Source organism: Motilibacter deserti, assembly GCF_011250635.1.
Classification (GTDB): domain Bacteria; phylum Actinomycetota; class Actinomycetes; order Motilibacterales; family Motilibacteraceae; genus Motilibacter_A; species Motilibacter_A deserti.
In genome coordinates this window covers 1-2,876 of sequence record NZ_JAANNP010000176.1, presented here as the reverse complement: position 1 = coordinate 2,876, position 2,876 = coordinate 1, and the positions used below count along the sequence as shown (strand labels likewise).

General features: G+C 77.6%; 2 protein-coding genes and 1 pseudogene. 1 reads left to right on the top strand and 2 read right to left on the bottom strand.

What is annotated here, in order from left to right:
• Nucleotides 1-529 (bottom strand): annotated as a pseudogene (locus tag G9H71_RS22000) (hypothetical protein); the annotation flags it as partial.
• Nucleotides 526-1,350 carry an HAD family hydrolase gene (locus G9H71_RS21995; RefSeq protein ID WP_166284900.1) on the bottom strand — a complete coding sequence of 275 codons (825 nt, stop codon included), beginning with the start codon at nt 1,348-1,350 and terminating at the stop codon, nt 526-528. The gene G9H71_RS21995 and the pseudogene G9H71_RS22000, both read right to left, overlap by 4 nt.
• Nucleotides 1,351-1,801: 451 nt before the next feature.
• On the opposite strand from G9H71_RS21995, the gene ssd reads away from it, so the two are divergent.
• Nucleotides 1,802-2,876: septum site-determining protein Ssd (gene ssd / locus G9H71_RS21990; protein ID WP_166284899.1), on the top strand; the 1,075-nt coding region annotated here is incomplete at its 3' end.

Here is a 2,876-nt window from a genome sequence, read left to right as displayed (position 1 = left end):
GCAGGACGTGCTCGATCGGGCCCGTCGCGAGCGGGCCGCGCGTGGCCTCGCCGTCAGCCGTGCGGCCGGCCCAGCCGACGTCCCCGAGCACGCGCTCGGGCGCCGCCGTGCCGCAGTCGGGGCCGTCCCACGCGAGCGTGAGCGTCGCCGAGCCGTGCGCCGGGAGGGCCAGGCCGCCGTCCGGCAGCTGGGGGCGGACGCCCGCCGGGAGGCCGTCGAGGGACGTGAGCACCACGTCGTCCGCCTCGCCGTTGTGCAGCGGCGCCGACACCTGCAGCCTGTCGCCCTCGACCGACAGCGCCGCGGCGCCGAGGGTGAGCCCGGGCGTGTCCGACGCCGTGCCCGCCTGCTCTGACGGTGCTGCCGACGGTGCTGCCGACGGGCGCTGCGCAGCCTGCGGACCGTCGCCGCCGAGCAGCCGGGCGCCCGCTCCAAGGGCGAGCACCACGGCGGCAGCGCCGACTCCGGCGTAGACCGTCGCGCGGGACCGGGGGTGGCCGCGGCGGCCGTCGTCGCGCCGAGCCGTCACGCGCCGGCGCTCCGGCCCCGGCGGCGGGCGGCGTACCAGACGTAGCCGGCGGTCGCCGCACCCGCTACGGTCGCGGCGGTCGCGAGCGCGGGCGCGGTGCGCCCGGAGAACCGGTCGCGCAGGCTCACCGGCTTGGTGAACACCAGCACCGGCCAGCCGCGGGCGATCGCCTCCTTGCGCAGCCCCCGGTCGGGGTTGACCACCGACGGGTGGCCCACCGCCTCGAGCATCGGAAGGTCGGTGACGGAGTCGCTGTAGGCGTAGCTCTCGGCGAGGTCGTAGCCCTCCTCCTCGGCCAGCCGGCGTACGGCGTCGGCCTTGGCCTCGCGGGCCATGTAGGTCTCGATCTCGCCGGTGTAGCGCCCGTCCTCGACGACCATGCGCGTCGCGACCACGCGGGACGCGCCCAGCATCTCGCCGATCGGCTCGACGACCTCGGCGCCCGACGCGCTCACCACCACGATGTCGCGGCCGGCGGCGCGGTGCTCCTCCAGCAGGGTCGCGGCCTCGTCGTAGATGATCGGGTCGATCAGCTCGTGCAGCGTCTCGGCGACGAGCTCCTTGACCTGAGCGACGTCCCAGCCGGTCACGAGCGAGGACAGGTAGGCCCGCATCCGCTCCATCTGCTCGTGGTCGGCGCCGCCGAGCAGGTAGACGAACTGGGCGTAGGAGCTGCGGACGACGGCGCGCCGGGTGATGAGCCCGCCGCGGTAGAACGACCGGCTGAACGCGAGCGTGCTCGAGCGGGCGATGATGGTCTTGTCCAGGTCGAAGAAGGCCGCTGCACGGCCCGCGGTGGCGGGCACGTGAGGGTCGACCATGGTCCGAGGATACGGTCGCGAGCGGCGCCCCATGCCTGGCGGAGGTGCTCCCGGGGGCCGGTTTCCCCAACTTTCGCGCCGGGTTCGCCGTGCCGTTTGCCTTATGACCGCTTCGGGTACACGATGGTACGGCGGCCGGTGAGCAGTCCCCGGTCTCGCAGACCCCCGGGACCGGCTCCTCCCCCCCGAGCCGGACCGGCGGAGTGGACGGCCCCCGCTACCCCCCCCAGCGGGGGCTGTCCCATGTCCGGGGTCGTTTGCCCGGCTTCGTGGGGCCTGATCCGGTTCGGTATCTGCGCCCGATCCCGCTCGGCCGGTCCCCGCGTCGGTGGCACTCCGTCCACAGCCGCGGCCCTCCGGGGCGCTCGTCCACAGATGCCGCCTCCAGCAGCCCGGCGCGCCGCCCGCGCCCGCACTCTCGGGACAACCGCTCACGTCCCGGAGGTCGCCCGTGCCCGCCCCGCGCTCCCGTGCCGTCCCCGCCGCCGCACCCGTCTCGGCTCTGCTCGTCACCGCCGACGCCGGGCTGGTCGAGGAGGTGTTGCGGTTGTGCGCCGCCGCCGGCATCGGCTGCGACGTGGCTGCCGAGGTGCCGCGCGTACGCAGTCGCTGGGCCGCGGCCGGGCTCGCGCTCGTGGGCGCGGACCTCGCGGCCGAGGTGGCCGCGCTGTTGCCCCGCCGCGACGGCGCGGTCCTCGTGACGCGGTCCGACGGTGCTGACGACGTCGTCGTGTGGCGGCGCGCGGTGGAGGCGGGCTGCGAGCGGGTCGCGCTGCTGCCCGCGGACGAGCCGTGGCTGGTGGGCCGGCTGGCCGACGCGGCCGACGGGCGGCCCGCCGGCGTCGTCGTCTCGGTGCTCGGCGGCCGCGGCGGCGCGGGCGCGACCACGCTGGCGGCCGCCCTCGCGGTCACGGCCGCGCGCGAGGGCGTCCGGGGCCTGCTCGTGGACGCCGACCCGCTCGGAGGCGGCATCGAGCTGGTCGTCGGCGGCGAGGACGCGGCCGGGCTGCGGTGGCCCCAGCTGCAGTCGGCGCAGGGCCGGGTGCCTGCGGGCGCGCTGCGCGATGCCCTCCCGCAGGTCGACGGCCTCGGCGTGCTGAGCTGGGACCGGGGCGACCTGCTCGCCGTCCCCGCCGGCGCGATGCGCTCGGTGCTCGCCGCGGCCCGCCGCTCCAGCGAGCTCGTCGTGGTGGACCTGCCACGACGGCTGGACGAGGCCGTAGAGCTGGCGCTCGCCGCCAGCGACGTGACCCTGCTCGTCGTGCCCGCCGAGGTGCGCGCCACCGCCGCGGCCACCCGGGTGGCGGCTGCGGTGGGGCCGGTCGCCCGCGACCTGCGGCTCGTCGTCCGCGGGCCCGCGCCTGCCGGCCTCGCGGCCGACATCGTCGCCGACGCGCTCGCCCTGCCGCTCGCGGGCGAGCTGCGGGCCGAGCCCGGGCTGGCGGCCGCCCTCGAGCGTGGCGAGCCGCCGGCACGGTCCGGGCGCGGCCCGCTGGCCGACTTCTGCCGCCGCCTGGTGGCCGACG

What these genes read in the sequence shown, in the direction of transcription:
- G9H71_RS21995 (WP_166284900.1), bottom strand. Translation starts at nt 1,350, where the DNA reads ATGGTCGACCCTCACGTGCCCGCCACCGCGGGCCGTGCAGCGGCCTTC.